This is a genomic window from [Clostridium] ultunense DSM 10521, assembly GCF_000511955.1.
In the GTDB taxonomy this organism is placed as follows: Bacteria; Bacillota; Clostridia; order Tissierellales; family Tepidimicrobiaceae; genus Schnuerera; species Schnuerera ultunensis.
Genome location: NZ_AZSU01000001.1, coordinates 337,499 through 355,288, shown reverse-complemented (window position 1 = coordinate 355,288; position 17,790 = coordinate 337,499). Strand labels below are relative to the sequence as shown.

Here is a 17,790-nt window from a genome sequence, read left to right as displayed (position 1 = left end):
ATTTATTTTCTCCTTTGAATTTATATTGATAATAGGTTCATAAACCAAGGAATTAAAAATACGCTAATAACTCCAGCAACACCTATTGATAGAGAAGCTAAGGCTCCTTCCGTATCTCCTATTTCTATAGCCTTTGCAGTTCCCAGGGCATGGGAAGCAGTTCCTAAAGCTACTCCTTTTGATACTTTATCATTTATTTTAAACAATCTTAAAATATATTCTCCAATAAAATTTCCTCCTATTCCAGCCACTGAGGTAAAGGCTACGGCTAAGGCTGGTATTCCTCCTATTTGCTCTGCTATTTCCATGGAAATAGCAGAGGTAGTAGATTTTGGTAGCATGGAAATCATAATCGTATGGTCTATTTCTAAAAATTTACTCAATATAAAAATGGTAAAAAGTCCTGCTAAATTCCCTACAGTTATTCCAATTAGTATGGAAAACCATCTTTCTCTAAGCAATTTAATATTTTTATATAATGGTACTGCTAAAACTACCGTAGCTGGTGCAATAAAAAAACTGATAATGCTTCCTCCCTTATTATAGGTTTCGTAATCTATATCAAAATATAACAAGAAGCCTATTATAATTATTGCAGATAATAACAAAGGATTGAAAACTGCTATTTTACTTTTCTTATTTATGAATATTCCAATAATAAATGCAACTATTGATAGGGTCATACCAAATAATGGAGTATCTAAATACATAGTCATATTCTATGCTCCTTTCCTACGCTTATTTGCCAAATATTTATCTAAAACTTGAACAGTTAATCCGGTGACTAATATTACTACGATAGTAGAAATAAGTAATATGATTAATAAATACACCCAAATATCTTTTACTTTATCAAATAAATTCATTATACCTACAACTGAGGGCACAAAAAATAATGTTAAATGTTCTAGCAATATGTTTGATATTTTTTCAATCCTTTCTATCTTTAAAACCTTAGTAGGCGTTTGCGAAACGCCATAACCCGCATAAATACGGGATATTTTTTTCATAAAATAATATAACTCCTCACCGATTTATGGTAAAATTGAAGTGTCAAGCAACAAATCTACCAAAACCCGAAAGGAGTTATATAGATATGATACCACATAAACAGCTTTCTTTGGCAGACATTTATTCAGATTGCAAAACTTTTTTTGAATCTGATAAACCTAAGTTTCTTTCATTACTTGAAAATAACATTAATCTTGATGAGTTTATTCCTATTTCTTTTTACCATCACTTTTATGCTTCTACTGGAAGACCTCGTGAATACAAGCTTCATTCAATGCTATGGGCTTTAATTATTCAAAGGATTTTTTCTATCCCTACTGATACCCTCTTAATTACTTTTCTTAAGTATTCAAGTGAATTAAGAGAATTTTGTGGGTTTGAAAAAGTTCCTGATGGTTCTAAATTTACCCGTTTCAAACTAAGATTTTTTATTAGACTTACAAGCTGTATTCGATAACCTTGTCGATATTACTGAGCCTATTTGTCAACAATCGATAAAGATAAAGCTTNAAAAAGTCCTGCTAAATTCCCTACAGTTATTCCAATTAGTATGGAAAACCATCTTTCTCTAAGCAATTTTAATATTTTTATATAATGGTACTGCTAAAACTACCGTAGCTGGTGCAATAAAAAAACTGATAATGCTTCCTCCCTTATTATAGGTTTCGTAATCTATATCAAAATATAACAAGAAGCCTATTATAATTATTGCAGATAATAACAAAGGATTGAAAACTGCTATTTTACTTTTCTTATTTATGAATATTCCAATAATAAATGCAACTATTGATAGGGTCATACCAAATAATGGAGTATCTAAATACATAGTCATATTCTATGCTCCTTTCCTACGCTTATTTGCCAAATATTTATCTAAAACTTGAACAGTTAATCCGGTGACTAATATTACTACGATAGTAGAAATAAGTAATATGATTAATAAATACACCCAAATATCTTTTACTTTATCAAATAAATTCATTATACCTACAACTGAGGGCACAAAAAATAATGTTAAATGTTCTAGCAATATGTTTGATATTTTTTCAATCCTTTCTATCTTTAAAACCTTAGTAATTAGCAATAATAATAGAATTATCATCCCCAATATAGTTCCTGGTACTGGTATATTGTATTTCTGCTGTAAAACTTGACCTGTAAAAAGTATAATCAATATAAGGCTAAATTCTTTTAAAGTTTTCAATATATCACTCCCATTATTCTTCTCATTCTATTATATAATCTATAACAATATTTTAAAAGAAGAAGAAGGTTGCTGAGCAACCCTCTATGTAGCATTTTAAAACGGCGCATATCCCTGTTCTGCCCACCAATCTTCTTTATACATATTATACTGTTCAGTAAATTGGTCTAGATGGACTTGCTCCCATTTTATTAGCAAATCGTACAATTCCTTTGCTGCTTGAATTTCAGTCTTAGCCTTTGCATCTTCATAAAAATCAATAGATGCCTTTTCCATCTGCATACCAATGCTAAAGACTGACATAGCTAAACTTGTATATTCCTTGTCCACCTTTTCCCAATTATAAATATCTGGGGAAGGTGGCATAGGTTCAAAGGCCAATTTTATATTATCTTCATCGCTTCTTTTAATCTTATCGAATAATGCTTCTAAATAACCTACATGCTTTAATTCTTCATTGGCCAATTCCATAAAAGCTTCCTTACTATCCCCGGTACCTGCTTGATTAGCAGCCATTCTATAAAATTCGTAGGCTTCTATCTCATTTAAAATAGCTTGTTGTATTATCTTTAATTCTTCTTTTAACATATTATCCCCCTTTTTCCTATATTCTTTTATTATATTTAATTTACCCCTTTTTCATTAGAAGAAAACTATTTAATTTTAATTAAAACATAGTAATCAACATTTCTTAGCACAGTGTCCTCAATAGAACTACGTCTTTCTCCATCCATACTATTTATGAAAAATTTAATCTTTACTTTGTCGTTTTCATCTATGAAGGTCATTTTATCAGCATCTATTTTGTTGTTACCTTTCATACCTGCATCCTTATTTTTTTCTAATATATCTAATGCATACTTTCTTAAATTGGTCTCATATATTAAGTTATCCTTTTCTTCTATTCTAAAGTTATAATTTCTTTCGTTATATGAGGCTATGATATTATCCTGGATTTCAGACCTACCTGCTATACCATAAGACTCTAGAAAATAATCGTATTCTTTCACTTCAATGGCCCCACCTCTCCTCTCAGAATAATAATAGAAAAAATTGTATTCATATAGGTTTTTCTCCATATAGGGAAACCCAAATACCATATTCATATCTTCTATTTCAAAATCCTTTGGTAAATATTTAATATTTTCTAGAGAATGATTGTTTTCAAAATATCTAAGTATTTCACTAATTTCTTCTTTATCTTCAGTGGATATATCTTTCGGTGCTTTCGATATTTTTTCATCCTCTAGCATATAGTTTTTAGCCAAAATTGATTCCAATCTATTATTTTGACTTAGTTTAGATATTGAAAAGCTGCTCAATGGTCCAAAGACTGAAATTAATGCTATAATGGACAAGGATATGGGAATAATAATATTATTTAATTTCTTCGAGAAAGCAAAATAGAGCATTATACCTAATACCCACAGACCAAGAATTATGACAAAATATCTATTTTCCGTAACCCCATAGGCCTTAATCCTAATCCCTATGGAAATAAACATCATGATTAGGATAGGAAGGATCAACTTAGAAAACCAAAATTTAAATCTATAGGCCCACCTATTTTTATCTAAGATAGGTGTTATAAAAAATATTACTGCAACACTTAAAACTGAATACCATAATACTAAATGGGACACTAGACCTTGAGGCCAACTTTGGGTTACTATTATCTTCAAAAAGTAAGCATATAAAATAGCTGAATATACTGTAATTAATGGAATTACAATATATAACAATAACACCTTTAAAGGTTTCGGATATTCATATTTATTACAATCCTCATCTATTTCAGGAATTCTTGCTAAAAATAGAGAAGGTGCAAATATTCCTGCAATAATTAAGAAGGTATAATAAAAGTATTTCCCAGGTATATTAGCATTAAATAATTGATTAATGGTGAAATATATTGCCGAGGTCCCTAAGTATAGGACAAATGAATATATGGCTGTGACAAAAAAACTAGAGAACAATTTTATTATATAGAATTCATACCCACCTTTTTTCCTAATCCAAGGTATATAGGCAAAAGCTAAATATAAAAATAGTGAAACTCCAATATACCTTATCATGCTTATCATACCAAAGTCTTTCAATAACAAAAGATAGTATATTATTAGAATAGTTGCTCCTAATATATAACCTAATATTTCATGTGATCTATTAAAAACTTTCCTTTTCTGATATATTAATTTAATACACAGAGACAAAGGTATCCCTAGGGCAATGACCATATTGATTCGTTGGAAGGTTTCCCTTGAATTTTGAGCTAACTGGAGACCTTTTTCTGATAGGATAATCAACATAATAACTAAAGTAGTGGATACACCAATGGTTATAGGGAATCTTTTAAAGCTATTTTTAATACTTTTAAATATATTTTTTATTCTTAAAGTAAAATTCATTCCTTTCCCCTCCTTTTCCTTAATATTACTGTTTATATAATACTCTTTTTATTGCGAATAAGAAAGTTCTCATTTATAGTTCTCATTTATAAAATATTAATTAAAAAGAACTTGACCTAAATAAGTTTTAAAAACGGCTTCCTTATAATGCTTCGATAAAAACCTTTTTTTATAATAAATAAAACATTAACATGAAAAGGCAACTACCTAGGAAATAGTAGATGCCTTTTATTTGCCCAGTAGATTAGGGTTTTAATACTATCTTCTATCAACCATTTCTACTAATTTTTCTTCAATATATTCATTAAAGTCTTTATCTCCTATATTTACCTTGCCTTCTTGATATAAATCTGGCATTATTCTAAAGAAATTAATTATGAGTTTGTTTCCATCTATTATATAATCATCTAAATGGCCCGGAACAAATACTACCTCTATTTCTTCATATGCAAAATCAGGGTTTATGCTATTTGTTTTATCCACTAATCCACTTAAATTTAGCATTTTCACTGGTTGTACCATCATATTGGTAAACTCTAAATCTTCCAACATCCACATATTGTTATTCCAAAATTTTCTTTCCTTCTTACTCTCACTATTAAGCATTTCCCTATTAGAAATGGCACTAAGAACTTTTCTTACCGATTCTTTATCAAATTCTTGACCATAAATATACTCCATTTCTGGAAAATTAGCTATGCTTAATATATAGGGTTCTCCTACCTTCTCCTTTTCACTAGTAGCTTGCCAATAGTATAGCATTGCCTCTACTACATCTAAGTTTGTTTTAATTCTTTTAATCATACTATCACTCCTTGTAAGTTTATATTGTTATTTCTTCTACTATTATACACCTTGTAAAGGTTTATTTTTCACTTTTTTCTAAAACCAAAAATACCCATGAAAAAAAATTCATGGGTATTTTTACTGTTCTACATTGATCACTCTGTTTTGCCATTTATCCATTTTATATATTATATAGCCATATACGCATATTAAAAAATTGCTAGAACTCATGGAAATCCATATGCCTGTAGGGCCCAAATTGGTAAAGTGCTTAAATAATAAAATCATAGGAATTCTAATACCCCAAAGCCGTCCAATGGCCATAGTCATGGAATATTTAGTATGGCCTGAACCTTGAAATAACCCTTGAAATATACTAAACAACCCCATTAAAGGCATAGTTATAGATATATATCTTAAATATGTAACTCCCTGTTCTATTACTTCCATATCGTCCTTAGAACGCATAAAAAGATCTATTGTTTCCCTATCTCTCCACAACATGAGTATTACTCCAACAAAAGATATAGATAATGTTACTATTACAGATTTCTTAAAAGCTTCATGTACCCTATCAAATTGGCTTGCTCCTATATTCTGGCCAACTATAGAAGTTAAACCTGCACCTATCCCCATAGGTGGCTGCATTATTAATGAAGTAATCCGATTAACCATAGCAAAGGCCGCTAATGTAGCTGTACCATAGGAGGCTATGAAACTGTTTAAAACTACAAAACCTAACGCAGCTCCCGATTGACCGATGCTAGCAGGAAAGCCTACTTCAACAATCTTTTTTAATTTATCTTTATTGAACTTGAAATCTTTAAAACTTGGTTGGATCATAGGAGAATGTTTTTTTAATAAATATATTCCAGCAAATACTAATAAGGCTTGAGATACTACTGTGGCTATTGCAGCGCCTGCCACACCCATATCTAATGTAAATATAAAGATTGGATCTAATACTACATTGATAATAGCGCTAATGGCACTGAGAATTGTTGGAGCTAATGTATTCCCCTGGGCTGTCATAATAGAATTGAAATTAAAAAATAAAAATACAAAAGGAAATCCCAAAAAACTTATCTTTAAATATATAATACTATATATTGCTAAATCCCCAGTACCTCCCATTAACTTAATAATATATGGACTTAATATATACCCTAATAGAGCAAAACAAATGGAGAATATAGTTGATATCACCATTATTTGACTAGCATAAGCGTTGGCTTCATCATGTTCTGAAGCTCCCATTAATTGGGATAATATAGAGGTGCCAGCAATAGAAACCCCAATTCCTAAGGATATAAATAAGAATAGTATAGGCCAAACAAAAGAGGTAGCAGCAAATTGGACCGAACCTAGTTTACTCACCCAAATTGCATCTGCTAAATTATATAGGGTTTGAATAAAATTGTTTATCATAATAGGTAACGATACTACGGTAATTGCCCTATACATATTTCCTTTCAATATTAGTTCTTTTGGATCTAATCTCTCCATAAGCTCTCACCTCATCTATTTAACTATGCATTCAACATATATTATATCATCAATCCATAGTAAAAAAGTTCTTAGATACTCGAAATATAATTATTCCAAATAAAAAAAGGGGATTATCTTTAAAGCTCCCCTTATTTCTTTAACTAAACCATAGTTTTAATTCCCTTTCTGCGCTTTCAATGGAATCTGAACCATGGATAATGTTTTGAGTAAGTGAATAGGCGAAGTCTCCTCTAATGGTACCTGGTTGAGCCTTTTTAGGATCCTTATCCCCTATCATAATCCTCATTGTTTCTACAACAGTCTCTCCTTCAACCTCCATAGCCATAACTGGCCCTTTAATAATATATTCTACTAGTTCTTGAAAGAAAGGTTTTTCTTTATGTTCTATGTAATGATTTTCCACTAATTCTCTACTAGGTTGAAATAGTTTTGCCTTTGTAATCTTAAACCCTTTTTTCTCTATTCTTCCTATTATTTCCCCTATAAGTCCCCTTTCAACCCCATCGGTTTTTATCATTACAAAAGTTTTTTCCATCTTATCACCTCAACAGTTTTTTAATATTATAGCATATGTTCATATTTTTATCCAATATTTATACTTATAGACATATAATGTATTAATATTGGTATGCATAATACCTTATCTTGTGTTAACTACCTTATACAGATTACCCTCTCTCTAAATACGTGATTGTAGCTAAATACATATCTCCTTGTTGGATATATTCTATATCTATTACCTCCAACAGCTTTTCTTCGTTTGTTAGAATCCATTCATTTACCCTTTCCTCTAAACTTGAACCATCTCCATAATCCGCCATAGAAACATGCTTCATCTTACCACTCCTTAAAAACATAGTTATAACTAATATATTCAATAAATGGAGATAGTTTCTTGTTTTTTCATAAATTATATTTTGCCTATAATATTTTTATACCATTCTCAATAAATTCAATCTTTCCTTCTTTTAATAGTCTTCCCAGAGCTTTCTTAAATGCAGATTTACTAATATTTAATTCCTTCCTTATTTCTTTTGGTGAACTATAATCGTTTAATAAAAGTATACCACCCTTTTCTTGAGCCTTATTTAATATTAGTTCTGCATCCTTATCTATTTCCATATAAGCTTTATCCCTTAAACTAAGGTCTAGTTTACCATCTTCTTTTACATTTATTACCCGTAAATCTACTTCTTCTCCTGGTACATAGACTCCAATTAATTCATTTATAGGTATAAGCCCTTCATATTTATTGTCTACAGCTACAAAGGCACCAATTTCCTCATTTATACTATAGATAGTTCCCTTTACCCAATCATTTTCTTTATAAGGCGAATCATTTCTCAAAAAATCCTTAACCTTCATAGTGCCACATAATCTGTTGCTTTTATCCATATATAGGCCTATTAAATATTTTCTGCCTTTTTCTAATTTCATGGTTTGTTCTTTAAAGGGAAGAAAGAGATCCTTTTCTAGCCCCCAATCTAAAAATGCACCTATTTTTGTAATATCTACTACTTTCAATAAACCTATTTCCCCCAAAGTAACCTTAGGCTTTCTAGTTGTTGCAATCAATCTTTCCTTGGAATCCCTATAGATAAATACTTCTATTTCATAACCTATATTAGCAGCTTTTGGTACTTCCTTTTTAGGTAATAGTACATCTTTATCCCCTTTTTTACTATCTTTGGTATTTAAATATACTCCTACTGAAGTTTTCCTTTTTACCTCCAATTTCTGTATTTCACCAATCTGAATCATAAACACACCTCTTATCTTATTCATTATAAATACGATTCTATCATATATAGTATATATTTACCTATACTTTTTAAACAATTATTAAATGGGACATTAATTAATGTCCCATTTAATTCAAATACTAGCTAAAACTTGTCATAATATATATGCTCCTCCAGGATACCCTTTTCTTTTAACACTTCTACCACCGTATCTATCATGGCAGGGCTACCACATAAATAGGCTTCTTTATCATCTGGATTTTTTATATGTTCATCTAATAATACATTTACCCTTCCTCTTGCTCCTGTCCAGTTATGTTCATCTAATGCCCTAGATAGTGTAGGAATAAACTCAAAATCGTATAAAGCTTTCTCAAATTCCTTCAATTCATCTAACAGAAATAAATCCTCTGGAGTTCTTGCTCCAAAATAGAATCTTGCCTTCCGCTTTATATCCTGATCTTTCATATGATAGAGGATAGATAGAATTGGAGCCATACCGGTACCAACTGCCACTAGAATCATTTCGTTATCATACTTATCTTGATAACAGAAATCGCCATAAGGGCCATTAATATCAACCGTATCTCCTACTTTAAGGTGTTTATGAACATAAGTAGTAGCTATACCACCGGGTACATATCCTATAATGAGGTCTATATAACTTTTTTCAGAAGGGGGAGAAGCTATTGAATAAGCCCTATATACCTCTTCATCATTTCCTTCATATATAGGAGCCTTTAACTGAATGTATTGACCTGGTTTAAAGCTAATCTCCTCTCCCTCTTTAAATCTTAATCTTAATTTCTTTATCACTGGAGTCATATCTTCAATAGACTCTACTGTAACTTGATACTCCCTTACATTAAATAATTCTTCTGGAATTTCAATCCTCATATCTTCTTTAATTTTACATTGACAAGAAAGCCTTACCTTGTCTTTTAACTCTTCTTCCGTAAGCCATGGCAATTCTGTAGGAAGAACAGGTCCTCCACCTTCCAGTATTTTTACCTTACAATATCCACAGGTACCTTTTCCCCCACAGGCTGAGGGGATGAAGATTTTTTCATCGATTAATGCTGCCAATAGAGTATTTCCACCGTCTACTATGTATTCCTTATCATCATTTATTACTATCTTCATCTCTCCATAATTGGCAATGGTTCGGTCAGCAAGGGTTAATAAAAAGGCTAATATACCGGTAAAAGCTGTTACAGTAACTGTTGTAATTAGTATAGTTTCCACAAAATCCCCCCTATTGAATCTGTACTATGCCTGAAAAACCTATAAATGCTAAAGCCATCAGACCTGTTATAATTAATGTTATCCCTGGACCTTCTAATCCCTTTGGCAATTTAGTCCGCCTAATCCTCTGTCTAGCTCCAGCCATAGCGACAATAGCTAAAGTCCATCCAATTCCCGAACCTACAGCAAATCCCACGGACTGAAGGAAAGTATATTCTCTAATCACCATAAATAGTGAAACTCCTAATATGGCACAGTTAACGGTAATAAGTGGCAAAAAAATACCTAAAGCATAGTAAAGGTTTGGAAAATACCTCTCTACTACCATCTCAATTAACTGTACAAAAGCAGCTATACTTATTATAAACACTATGAATCTTAGATACTCTAAATTAAGAGGCACCAATATATTATGGTAGATTATATAGTTTAACATAGTAGTGAAAGTTAATACAAACGTAACTGCCTGTCCTAGACCCAATGAAGTTGGTATTTCATTAGATACGCCAATAAAGGAACACATGCCTAAAAAATAACTGAAAATCATATTATTTGTAAATATGGCTGCAAAAAATATAACTAATGGATTGAGTTCTATCATCAGTTAATTGCACCTCCTTCTTTTTCTTCCTCAGTAGTTCTGCTTCTAGCCCACCAGACTATTACCCCTAATATGAAGAAAGCTGCTGGCGGCATTACCATTATGGTCCAGTTAGTCCACCAATCACCTAATACCCTATATCCAAAAATAGTTCCAAATCCAAATAGTTCTCGGATAAAGGATATGGCAAGTAATATTATGGTATATCCTAAACCAGATGCAATACCATCTAAGAAAGAATTTAGAGGAGGATTGTTCTGAGCATAACCTTCACATCTTCCCATTATTATGCAATTTGTTATTATAAGCCCTACATAGGGTCCTAAAGCTTTACTCATTTCAGGATAGTAGGCCTTTAAAAAGATATCTACTATTATTACGTAGACGGAAATTATAAGTACTTGAACCATCATTCTAATATGTTTTGGGGTAAACTTCCTTATAATAGATACAGTTAATTCAGAAAAAGCTGTAACAAATATTAATCCCAACCCCATTATCAATGAATTTAGCATCAAATTAGTAACCGCTAATGCAGAACATATTCCAACTACCTGTTTAAATATAGGGTTATCGTCCCAAATTCCTTTTTTGAAAATTTTCTTTGGACTATCTCCTGCCATTTATCTACTCCCCCCTTTTCTATTTATAAATTCAAATATATCTTCATTTAAGAATTTACTAACCGAATTAGATGTTTGGGTAGCGCCAGCTATAGCATCTACATTCCCACCAGGTGCTGGCTTATATATAATATATTGCCCATCCTGGGCTTGAGTTAAATCTAGGCCTCTAAATTGTTCTTTGAACCAATCTTCCGATATTCTGCCGCCTAACCCCGGTGTTTCACTATGGGACACGAAATCTATTCCTAAAAGCTGACTATAATCCTCAGATATAGCAACATAACCTTGGACAGTTCCCCAAAGGGCAGTTCCTCCAACAGGGAAAGCATAGCCTGTGATTTCTTCCCCTTCCTTTATAAAATATATGGTTTCATCTCCTGTTTCTTCTTTTCCTACATATTGGTTAAATACCTCTTCTATTACCTTTGGGTCCTCAGAAGGTACTTCTATATCAAATACATAAAGTAAGGTCTTTCGCAAGTCGGTTTCTTCATTAAAAGCAATTGCATCAGTTGTTACATAATTCAGATAGGCGAGTATTAAGGTAAAAAATGCAGTAATTATAATCATGAAAATAATTGGGAAACTAAAGGATTTTTTCATGCCGTCACCTCTTTCTTGTCTTCTTTCTTAAGTTTCTTAAAATAATTTACCCCTTCATCTATAATAGGAGCAAAAGTATTGCCTATTAATATGGCAAACATCATACCTCCCGCAAATAATGCATATCCTCGAATTATAACTGTAACTACACCTATTAAAATTCCATATATCCATTTACCCTCCTTAGTCCTCGGTGAAGATATAGGATCTGTAGCCATAAATACCATGCCAAATAAAAAACCTCCAGACAATATACCAAAAATGGGATTTGGAATTTGAGGATTTCCTAAAAGGTATAGAGCACCACTTAATCCTGTAAATCCAATTAACACTCCTGCCATGGTTTGCCAAGCTGCTACTTTTTTGTATATCAAATATATTCCTGCAAGGATAATTAAAATAGCACTAGTTTCTCCTAAAGATCCTGAAACATTGCCTAATAGCAATTTTAACGAAGTGACCATTTCTCCAGTTTCCCGGAAAATCAACATTGGAGTAGCTTGAGATATAGCTTCAATATTTTCTGTAATATATGTAGCAAACCCGCCTGGAAAACCAGCTGCAGCTTTTGACCATTCAATAGTCAATGGTTCTGGAAAGGTTACATATACAAAAGCCCTGGCTACTAAAGCCGGATTAAATAGATTTCTTCCAAAACCGCCAAATACTTCTTTACCAAAAAAGACTCCAAAAATTATTCCCACCACTGCTATCCAAATAGGCGTTCTAGGTGGTAGGGTTAGTACATAAAGTATGCAAGTAACAAAAATTGCCTCTGACACCTTTTTCCCCTGTTTTTTTTCATAAATCCACTCGATAGCAACTCCAAATAGAGTTACCCAGAAAAGTAAGACTAAAGATCTCCATCCAAAAAAATAAATTGAGGATAGAATCAGAGGAACTAAAGATATAATTACTGTCCTCATCATCTTCTGTGTAATAAAATATTTTTTCATAAAGTTCGATATCAAGATACCACCTCCGTAAAATTAACTTCTTATGTTAAAATCCTTTACTCATACTAATATATTCCCTTATTTATCAAAAAAAAACATCTATAATTTAGATTAAAGTCCTATATGTTTTGCCTAACAAATTAATCATATAGTTTTTATAAAATGATAATAATTATCATTTACAATTAGGTTTTTTTATGGTATATTAGTATTGGCTTAAAATTATCGCGGCAAATTTATTAAATGGAGTTGATAATTTTGGCAAAAAAAATGAATCCTAGATTTAAAGAATGTAGAAGATTAGGATTAAATGTATGTGGCCATCCAAAGGCCATGAATAGAGCAAAAAAAGGTACTTCTAGAGCAGATAAAAAATTATCTAATTATGGTATGCAATTACTAGAAAAGCAAAGATTAAGAGCCTACTATGGTGTTATGGAAAAGCAATTCCTAGGATATGTACGGGAAGCTAAAAAGTCTAAGGATCAAACTGGTTATGCATTAATTAAAATATTGGAATCCAGATTGGACAATTTAGTATATAGATTGGGTTTTGCCTCCTCTATTAGACAGGCAAGACAAATGGTGGTTCATGGCCATATTCGGGTAAACGGTAGAAAGATAGATATACCTTCTTATAGGGTTAATGTGGGAGATACCATTTCTCTGAAAGAAAAATCTAGGAATATAAAATTGTTTAAGGAAAATTTCCTTTCATTCTTCCCCAACCTATATCCTTATTTACAAAAAGATGAATCTAACTTTTCTGGTACATTGATTAGATATCCAGAAAGGGAAGAAGTACCCATCGAAATTGAAGACCAATTAGTCGTTGAGTTTTACTCAAGTCTTATATAGAAAATATAACCCCTTAAGAAGTTTTTCTTAAGGGGTTATTAAAAATCAATTATTAAATTATTCCTTCATCACATCACCAAAAAGTTCTTCATCAGTAGGTTGGGTGTCCGGTATTGGATAGGATACCCAAGTAGTATTTAGTAGATGCTTCCAAGTTATGTTTTCACTAGATATATTTCCTCCCCAGGTGCCACACCCTAGACTTAAAGTCATTGGCATTCCATTAGTCCAAGCTCCACTATTGGCTAAACACTGAGGTTGTCTTACCATTACACGGCTTGTATAGGTTTTTAATGCAAATTCTACTATATGGTCTTCATTGGTTGAGTGGATTCCACAGGAGTGGCCTTTCCCTTGATATTCTGTTATCTCATTTACTTTGTCTATGGCTTCTTGGAATTCTTTGTATTTAAATAATGCTACTACCATTGAAAGTTTTTCTCCTGAGAATGGGTATTCTGGTCCTACTTTTGTTTCTTCTACCATTATGAATTTCCTATCTTCTGGTATTTTAAGTCCACCTACTTCTGCTATCTTTTGGACAGGTTGGGCTACTACATCTCTATTTAATACTCCATCTATCCACATGTTCTTTTGTAATTTTGCTTTTTCTTCACTGTTTAATAGATATCCTCCTTCATCTTCTAATGCTCTGATTAATTCATGGTATATGTCTTCTTGAATTACTAATGAGTTTTCTGCTGAACAGCTGGTTGCAAAGTCAAAGGTTTTACTCCTCATTATCTTATTGGATGCATCTTTAATATCTGCTGTTTCATCTATTACAACTACTGCATTACCTACTCCTACCCCATAGGCAGGAGTTCCAGATGAGTAAGCTGCATTAACCATAGCTCCTCCACCTGTTGCTAGCACCAAATCACATTGCTTCATCAATTCTTGCGTGATTCCCAGAGTTGGATTTTCTATGCCTATTATCAGGTCTTCTGGCGCATTATATTTTTTAAGTACTTCTCTCATTATATTTACTATCATAGTATTCGTCTTCTTAGCTTTCGGGTGAGGAGACATTACTACAGCATTTCTAGTTTTTATTGCCATTATAGCTTTAAGTACTGGTGTTGCTTCAGGATTTGTTGTCGGATTTACTGCACCTACCACTCCTACAGGTTTGGCTATTTTAATTAAACCTTTTTCTTCATCCCTCTCAATTATCCCCATGCTTTTTTTACCTTTCATATCTCTTAGGGCACCTTTTAGTTTTGTATTTAATTTTGCATATTTAGATTCATAATTTCCTAATTCTGTTTCTTCAACAGCAAATTTTGATATTTCTTCAATAGTTCCTGGTTTAACTATATTCCATACAATGGCAGTTACTAAATGGTCTACTCTTTCCTGATTGAAGCTTTCAACAATTTTTTGAGCTTTTCTTGCCCTTTCAACTAAACCATTTACATATTTTTTTTCTTCTGACGTTGCCATTTATATCAACTCCCTAATTTATTTTTATCTTATTTTTCTGGCCAAATCTTTACATTAGGATCTAATAGCCATTTATGTTCTTCTTCATCAATCCTATCTGTCCAAGGATTTTCATCTAAATGTCTAATCATCCAGCAGTAATACATTCCGTAACCAGGAGCTGTTACCTGAGGATGGGATAATCCGCCTGGTATTGTTGCCATACTATTATGGGTTATTTTGAATACATCCTCGCCTATGAAGCAAGCTCCAAAGCCTTGAGGTTTTGTAAATCGATAGAAATATATCTCTGGTTGTGGATGGTGGTGAGGTATATAGCTAGACCATTTCCCAGGAGTGTTTATAACTTCACCTATTACTAAATTTGAATAGGGGGCATTGTTATAGTCAAATATGGTCCTTACCATCCTTCTAGATGTATTCCCCCATACGCCGTCTCCAAAGATTTCAGTTCCACAATCTTCTGGGGTATATAGTTTTGATTGGAACTCTTTATCATTGTAAGTTTTTTGTATTAATATTTCTGCTTCCCTCTTCCCTTTTATCTTTACTTCCATTTTTCTTGGCACATGTAAACACCAAGGTTCTTCGTCGAATAGAGAGTCTCTCTCCATAGTTTCTTTGTTATTCAACCATTCCATAGTAACTTTACCATCTAAAAGTAAAATAGCTGTTTCCTTATCGTCATCTTCTAAAACTATTTGTTCGTCTTTTTTTAATTTATAGATTCCCACATCCATTAGCATATCCCTATGTTTCCCATCTATTTCTGCTAGGCTATTATAACCAAAATCTATATTGTCAAATCTTTCAAACATAATTTTTCCTCCTAATACCTAAGTAAATTCTAAAGTTTTATAGGTCTTCCTTCTTCATAGGATTTCTTTGCTGCTAATCCTATTTCTATTGTTATAAGTCCGTCTGCTCCAGTAACAGGCGGTTCTTTATCGTTAATTACTACATCAACAAAAGATTTCATCTCGTCTGCAAAAGAATCCATATATCTTTCTAAAAAGAAATATTTTGGTTTCTCTTTAAATACTCCTTCAGCTGTGCTCCAACTGGCTGTTGAAGGAGTGTCATTTTGAACTTCAGCTTGGCCTTTTGAACCGAATACCTCTATCCTTTGATCATATCCATATACAGCCTGTCTACTATTATCTATAACGCAAATAGTACCGTCTTCCATCTTAAGGGTTATTACTGCTGTATCTACATCCCCAACTTCTCCAATAGCAGGATCTATTCTACAATCAGCTGCTACATAGACCTCTTTTACTTCACTGCCAGTAAGATATCTTGCCATATCAAAATCATGTATGCTCATATCTAAAAATATTCCACCAGAAACTTTAACATATTCAGGGCTTGGTGGCTCTGGATCTCGTGATGTAATCTTAACAATATGAAGTTCTCCTAGTTCTCCTGAATCAATTAACTCTTTAATTTTCTTAAAATTATGGTCGAACCTTCGATTAAATCCTACTTGGAATTTAACATTAGCCTTATCTACAGCTTTTAATACTGATTTAACCTTATCCACATTTAAATCTATAGGTTTTTCGCAGAATATATGTTTGCCAGCTTCTGCTGCCTCAATAGAAATTTGTGCATGGGTATCTGTAGAAGAACATACTAATACAGCATCTATTTCTGGGTCCAACAATATTTTTTTATAATCTTTATAAGCATGAGGAATTCCATTTTCTTCAGCTAGCTTTGCTGCTGCATCAAAACAAATATCTGAGACTGCCTTAATCTCAACCTCAGGCACAAAATTCTTTAAGCTTAATGTATGAACTCTACCTATCCTCCCTGCTCCAATAATTCCCACTTTTAATTTTTTGTCCATAGACTCATCTCCATTCTATATAATAAACTATCTATAATCCCGTTTTCTCATTAATATAATCCATAGCTTTTATTGCATACTCTAGTGGATTTGCTTTAGCTGGGTCCTGTTCTGCTTCCACTACCATCCATCCTTCGTATCCACTATTTTTAATTACTAAAAAGACATGATCAAAATTTATAACTCCATCTCCAGGAACTGTAAACACCCCTTCTTTTACACCTTTCAGAAAAGACCATCTTTCCTCTTTCAACTTTTCATATATATTCTGTCTTACATCCTTTAGATGTATATGGACAATTCTATCAATATATTTATCTATAAGGTTATCTACAGCCTCTTGGTTGCCTTCAGAAAAATACATATGTCCTGTATCGAAAAGCAAATAGACATTTTCATTGACTTGTTCCATAAATCTATCAATCTCTTCGGGAGTTTGAATCCCTGTACCCATATGATGATGCAAAGACACTTTCATACCTTTTTCTTGGGCTAATATCGCAAGTTTGTTATAACCTTCAATCAATCTATCCCATTCCCCTTCAGTGAAAACTGGTTTTTCATCAAATATTGGTTTGTTTAAAACTTGTATGCTATGCCCTTGTTCAGAACAACCAATTACTTTGGCTCCCATTTCGTATAAAAAATCCCTATGCTCGATGAATTTTTCAATAGTTTCTTCTTCCTCCTTAGTAGTAAAAAAGGTACTAAACCAGGCATTACATATTTGTAATCCTCTAAGATCTAGGGCTTTTTTTAGTACTTCTGGGTCCGTTGGATACTTATTTCCAATTTCGGAGCCTGCAAAACCTGCTAAAGCCATTTCGCTAATACATTGTTCAAATGTATTAGCGGCTCCTAATTGGGGGAGATCATCATTAGTCCATGCTATAGGAGCTATACCTAATTTGATTTTTGTGCTATCTAACATAAGAATCCTCCC

General features: G+C 32.4%; 21 protein-coding genes and 1 pseudogene. 2 read left to right on the top strand and 20 right to left on the bottom strand.

The genetic code is table 11. The features are described 5' to 3' along the window. Window positions 1-20 precede the first annotated feature (20 nt). Window positions 21-716 (bottom strand): LrgB family protein, encoded by a 696-nt coding sequence (locus tag CUL_RS0101850; RefSeq protein ID WP_005582327.1) that lies wholly within the window; start codon window positions 714-716, stop codon window positions 21-23. A 3-nt stretch (window positions 717-719) separates the two neighbouring features. Continuing rightward, complete coding sequence (locus CUL_RS0101845; RefSeq protein WP_025640331.1) at window positions 720-1,010, bottom strand: CidA/LrgA family protein; 291 nt, start codon at window positions 1,008-1,010, stop codon at window positions 720-722. A gap of 86 nt (window positions 1,011-1,096) precedes the next feature. Here CUL_RS0101845 and CUL_RS16495 point away from each other — a divergent pair. Continuing rightward, a pseudogene (locus CUL_RS16495) lies at window positions 1,097-1,502 on the top strand (transposase); the annotation flags it as partial. Window positions 1,503-1,579: 77 nt separating this feature from the next. Here CUL_RS16495 and CUL_RS16490 read toward each other — a convergent pair. From CUL_RS16490 to CUL_RS0101770, 14 genes are all read right to left on the bottom strand, one after another. Beyond that, window positions 1,580-1,843 (bottom strand): LrgB family protein, encoded by a 264-nt coding sequence (locus tag CUL_RS16490; protein WP_051403474.1) that lies wholly within the window; start codon window positions 1,841-1,843, stop codon window positions 1,580-1,582. A 3-nt stretch (window positions 1,844-1,846) separates the two neighbouring features. After that, window positions 1,847-2,215 (bottom strand): CidA/LrgA family protein, encoded by a 369-nt coding sequence (locus CUL_RS0101830; protein WP_005582326.1) that lies wholly within the window; start codon window positions 2,213-2,215, stop codon window positions 1,847-1,849. A 96-nt stretch (window positions 2,216-2,311) separates the two neighbouring features. Further along, window positions 2,312-2,803, bottom strand: coding sequence for a ferritin-like domain-containing protein (locus CUL_RS0101825; protein ID WP_005582325.1), 492 nt, complete (start codon window positions 2,801-2,803; stop codon window positions 2,312-2,314). Between the two features lie 65 nt (window positions 2,804-2,868). Continuing rightward, entirely contained in the window at window positions 2,869-4,623 is a 1,755-nt protein-coding gene (locus CUL_RS0101820) for a DUF4153 domain-containing protein (RefSeq protein ID WP_005582324.1), read from the bottom strand. Between the two features lie 258 nt (window positions 4,624-4,881). Further along, entirely contained in the window at window positions 4,882-5,427 is a 546-nt protein-coding gene (locus CUL_RS0101815; RefSeq protein ID WP_005582323.1) for a TDE2712 family protein, read from the bottom strand. Between the two features lie 120 nt (window positions 5,428-5,547). Beyond that, the gene (locus tag CUL_RS0101810; protein ID WP_005587957.1) at window positions 5,548-6,915 is read right to left on the bottom strand and encodes an MATE family efflux transporter; all 1,368 of its coding nucleotides are present in this window, start codon (window positions 6,913-6,915) and stop codon (window positions 5,548-5,550) included. A 139-nt stretch (window positions 6,916-7,054) separates the two neighbouring features. Beyond that, the gene (ndk, locus tag CUL_RS0101805) at window positions 7,055-7,453 is read right to left on the bottom strand and encodes a nucleoside-diphosphate kinase (protein ID WP_005587955.1); all 399 of its coding nucleotides are present in this window, start codon (window positions 7,451-7,453) and stop codon (window positions 7,055-7,057) included. A 133-nt stretch (window positions 7,454-7,586) separates the two neighbouring features. Further along, window positions 7,587-7,754 (bottom strand): hypothetical protein, encoded by a 168-nt coding sequence (locus CUL_RS18795; RefSeq protein WP_157752606.1) that lies wholly within the window; start codon window positions 7,752-7,754, stop codon window positions 7,587-7,589. A gap of 85 nt (window positions 7,755-7,839) precedes the next feature. Next, on the bottom strand, window positions 7,840-8,679 hold the full coding sequence (locus tag CUL_RS0101795) for a CvfB family protein (RefSeq protein WP_005587953.1): 840 nt from the start codon (window positions 8,677-8,679) through the stop codon (window positions 7,840-7,842). Between the two features lie 125 nt (window positions 8,680-8,804). After that, complete coding sequence (locus tag CUL_RS0101790; protein WP_005587952.1) at window positions 8,805-9,905, bottom strand: NADH:ubiquinone reductase (Na(+)-transporting) subunit F; 1,101 nt, start codon at window positions 9,903-9,905, stop codon at window positions 8,805-8,807. Between the two features lie 10 nt (window positions 9,906-9,915). After that, window positions 9,916-10,506 carry an NADH:ubiquinone reductase (Na(+)-transporting) subunit E gene (locus CUL_RS0101785; protein ID WP_005587951.1) on the bottom strand — a complete coding sequence of 197 codons (591 nt, stop codon included), beginning with the start codon at window positions 10,504-10,506 and terminating at the stop codon, window positions 9,916-9,918. After that, on the bottom strand, window positions 10,506-11,129 hold the full coding sequence (locus tag CUL_RS0101780; protein ID WP_025640328.1) for an NADH:ubiquinone reductase (Na(+)-transporting) subunit D: 624 nt from the start codon (window positions 11,127-11,129) through the stop codon (window positions 10,506-10,508). Before CUL_RS0101780 ends, CUL_RS0101785 begins: the two co-directional genes overlap by 1 nt. Further along, entirely contained in the window at window positions 11,130-11,735 is a 606-nt protein-coding gene (locus tag CUL_RS0101775) for an RnfABCDGE type electron transport complex subunit G (RefSeq protein WP_005587949.1), read from the bottom strand. It abuts the gene before it with no gap. Beyond that, window positions 11,732-12,706, bottom strand: coding sequence for an RnfABCDGE type electron transport complex subunit D (locus tag CUL_RS0101770; RefSeq protein ID WP_025640327.1), 975 nt, complete (start codon window positions 12,704-12,706; stop codon window positions 11,732-11,734). The genes CUL_RS0101775 and CUL_RS0101770 overlap by 4 nt, the downstream gene beginning before the upstream one ends. Before the next feature lie 243 nt (window positions 12,707-12,949). Between CUL_RS0101770 and rpsD the strand changes: the two genes are divergently transcribed. Continuing rightward, window positions 12,950-13,549: a 30S ribosomal protein S4 gene (rpsD, locus tag CUL_RS0101765; RefSeq protein WP_005587947.1), complete on the top strand. Its 600-nt coding sequence runs from the start codon at window positions 12,950-12,952 to the stop codon at window positions 13,547-13,549. Between the two features lie 57 nt (window positions 13,550-13,606). Here the strand turns inward: rpsD and CUL_RS0101760 are convergent, their stop codons facing one another. The 4 genes from CUL_RS0101760 to iolE are packed head-to-tail and all read right to left on the bottom strand — an operon-like array spanning window position 13,607 to window position 17,778. Next, window positions 13,607-14,995: an aldehyde dehydrogenase family protein gene (locus CUL_RS0101760; RefSeq protein ID WP_025640326.1), complete on the bottom strand. Its 1,389-nt coding sequence runs from the start codon at window positions 14,993-14,995 to the stop codon at window positions 13,607-13,609. A 29-nt stretch (window positions 14,996-15,024) separates the two neighbouring features. Continuing rightward, window positions 15,025-15,813 carry a 5-deoxy-glucuronate isomerase gene (locus tag CUL_RS0101755; RefSeq protein WP_005587945.1) on the bottom strand — a complete coding sequence of 263 codons (789 nt, stop codon included), beginning with the start codon at window positions 15,811-15,813 and terminating at the stop codon, window positions 15,025-15,027. Window positions 15,814-15,842: 29 nt separating this feature from the next. Then, window positions 15,843-16,847 carry an inositol 2-dehydrogenase gene (gene iolG / locus CUL_RS16485; protein ID WP_005587944.1) on the bottom strand — a complete coding sequence of 335 codons (1,005 nt, stop codon included), beginning with the start codon at window positions 16,845-16,847 and terminating at the stop codon, window positions 15,843-15,845. Between the two features lie 31 nt (window positions 16,848-16,878). Beyond that, on the bottom strand, window positions 16,879-17,778 hold the full coding sequence (iolE, locus tag CUL_RS0101745) for a myo-inosose-2 dehydratase (protein WP_025640325.1): 900 nt from the start codon (window positions 17,776-17,778) through the stop codon (window positions 16,879-16,881). Between the last annotated feature and the right edge of the window lie 12 nt (window positions 17,779-17,790).

Excerpts from the sequence above, each read along its gene's own strand:
- iolE (WP_025640325.1), bottom strand. The coding sequence starts at position 17,778 with ATGTTAGATAGCACAAAAATCAAATTAGGTATAGCTCCTATAGCATGG.
- CUL_RS16490 (WP_051403474.1), bottom strand. The coding sequence starts at position 1,843 with ATGACTATGTATTTAGATACTCCATTATTTGGTATGACCCTATCAATA.
- CUL_RS0101775 (WP_005587949.1), bottom strand. The coding sequence starts at position 11,735 with ATGAAAAAATCCTTTAGTTTCCCAATTATTTTCATGATTATAATTACT.
- CUL_RS0101825 (WP_005582325.1), bottom strand. The coding sequence starts at position 2,803 with ATGTTAAAAGAAGAATTAAAGATAATACAACAAGCTATTTTAAATGAG.
- CUL_RS0101760 (WP_025640326.1), bottom strand. The coding sequence starts at position 14,995 with ATGGCAACGTCAGAAGAAAAAAAATATGTAAATGGTTTAGTTGAAAGG.
- CUL_RS0101755 (WP_005587945.1), bottom strand. The coding sequence starts at position 15,813 with ATGTTTGAAAGATTTGACAATATAGATTTTGGTTATAATAGCCTAGCA.
- ndk (WP_005587955.1), bottom strand. The coding sequence starts at position 7,453 with ATGGAAAAAACTTTTGTAATGATAAAAACCGATGGGGTTGAAAGGGGA.
- iolG (WP_005587944.1), bottom strand. The coding sequence starts at position 16,847 with ATGGACAAAAAATTAAAAGTGGGAATTATTGGAGCAGGGAGGATAGGT.
- CUL_RS0101845 (WP_025640331.1), bottom strand. The coding sequence starts at position 1,010 with ATGAAAAAAATATCCCGTATTTATGCGGGTTATGGCGTTTCGCAAACG.
- CUL_RS18795 (WP_157752606.1), bottom strand. The coding sequence starts at position 7,754 with ATGAAGCATGTTTCTATGGCGGATTATGGAGATGGTTCAAGTTTAGAG.
- CUL_RS0101795 (WP_005587953.1), bottom strand. The coding sequence starts at position 8,679 with ATGATTCAGATTGGTGAAATACAGAAATTGGAGGTAAAAAGGAAAACT.
- CUL_RS0101780 (WP_025640328.1), bottom strand. The coding sequence starts at position 11,129 with ATGGCAGGAGATAGTCCAAAGAAAATTTTCAAAAAAGGAATTTGGGAC.
- CUL_RS0101815 (WP_005582323.1), bottom strand. The coding sequence starts at position 5,427 with ATGATTAAAAGAATTAAAACAAACTTAGATGTAGTAGAGGCAATGCTA.
- CUL_RS0101785 (WP_005587951.1), bottom strand. The coding sequence starts at position 10,506 with ATGATAGAACTCAATCCATTAGTTATATTTTTTGCAGCCATATTTACA.
- CUL_RS0101850 (WP_005582327.1), bottom strand. The coding sequence starts at position 716 with ATGACTATGTATTTAGATACTCCATTATTTGGTATGACCCTATCAATA.
- CUL_RS0101820 (WP_005582324.1), bottom strand. The coding sequence starts at position 4,623 with ATGAATTTTACTTTAAGAATAAAAAATATATTTAAAAGTATTAAAAAT.
- CUL_RS0101810 (WP_005587957.1), bottom strand. The coding sequence starts at position 6,915 with ATGGAGAGATTAGATCCAAAAGAACTAATATTGAAAGGAAATATGTAT.